Annotated in this window: 1 protein-coding gene; it reads left to right on the forward strand. The window is 53.4% G+C overall.

Going from position 1 to position 1559, the window contains the following annotated elements; translation table 11 throughout:
- Positions 1–1559, forward strand: a 1559-nt coding sequence (locus CPA45_RS22425; protein ID WP_165771611.1) for an AMP-binding protein, incomplete at both ends; no start/stop codon positions are given.

Genomic DNA, 1559 nt, shown 5'->3' on the forward strand with positions numbered 1-1559 from the left:
ATGGATCACACCACCCTTGAGCTACTAGTGGAAGAAATTGCCCTGATCCAGCAAGGCCGTGCAGATGAGTTACCCAAGCCACTGCCATTCCGAAACTTTGTGGCGCAGACCCGGCTAGGGGTAAGCCTGGAAGAGCACGAAGCCTTCTTTAAAGAGCAGTTGGGCGGTGTTGAAGAACCGACAGCGCCCTTCGGGCTACTAGATGTTCGTGGCGATGGCAGCGATATCGAAGAAGTACGCGTTCCTTTGGCTGCGGAGCTAGCCCAGCAGGTTCGGCAACAGGCCCAGCGCCATGGTGTTAGCACGGCTAGCCTGTTCCATCTGGCTTGGGCACTGGTGCTGAGTAAAACCACCGGGCGAGACGATGTGGTATTTGGCACTGTGCTGTTCGGGCGCATGCAGGGTATCGAAGGTGCCGAGCGGGCGCTGGGGATGTTTATCAATACACTACCGGTGCGTATCAAAGTGGGGGCTCAAGGTGCCGATAAGTGCCTGCGCCAAACCCACAACGCTCTCTCTGAGCTAATGCACCATGAGCATGCCAGCCTAGGGTTAGCGCAGCGCTGTAGTGGATTGCCTGGTGGAACGCCGCTATTTACCAGTTTGCTCAATTATCGTTATAGCGCACCTCAGCAAGAGGGAAGCACCGTTCATACTTGGGAAGGTATGGAAGTACTGAGTGGCCAAGAGCGTACCAACTACCCGATCACGATGTCGGTGGACGATCTAGGTAGTGGCTTCCAGTTGGTAGGGCAGGTGAGCCGTATCATCAGCGCTCAGCGGTTGTGTGATTACCTTAGTACTGCCATTGCAGGCATCGTAGAGAATCTGCAAGCCTTTCCTCAACAACCAATAAGTGAGATCAGCCTACTCAGAACGGACGAGCAACTGTTGTTGAGCGGGTGGGGGGAGAAGAATACCCAACAGTATTCCGATACTTCTCCAGTCCATCATCTAATTGAGCGCCAGGCAGAGGCAACCCCAGAAGCCATTGCGCTAGTATTTGAAGATCAATCACTCAGCTACGCTGAGCTCAATGCCCGCGCCAATCGTTTGGCCCACTATCTGATCGGTTTAGGCGTAAAACCCGAAACCCGAGTGGGCATCGCGGTTGAGCGCTCAGTTGAGATGGTAGTGGGGCTATTGGCTATCCTCAAAGCGGGTGCTGCTTATGTACCGTTGGATCCGGATTATCCGAGTGATCGACTGGCCTATATGGCCAAAGACAGCGGCATTGAACTGCTGCTCACCCAGCAATATCTTCGCGAGTCGTTACCAGTAGCTGCAAGCCTGAGCGTCATTGCGCTGGATCAGTTGGATGTGACACATCATGCGTCAACCAATCCAGAAGTAGAACTGCACGGTGAACATCTTGCTTATGTGATTTACACCTCGGGTTCTACCGGGAGACCCAAGGGCGCGGCCAACCGTCACTATGCACTGACCAATCGCCTACAGTGGATGCAGAATGCTTATGGATTAACTGTCGACGATGTGGTGTTACAGAAAACGCCCTTCAGCTTTGATGTTTCTGTATGGGAATTCTTCTGGCCGCTAAT

Origin of the sequence: Vreelandella nigrificans, assembly GCF_002374315.1 — a bacterium.
Taxonomy (GTDB): Bacteria; Pseudomonadota; Gammaproteobacteria; order Pseudomonadales; family Halomonadaceae; genus Vreelandella; species Vreelandella nigrificans.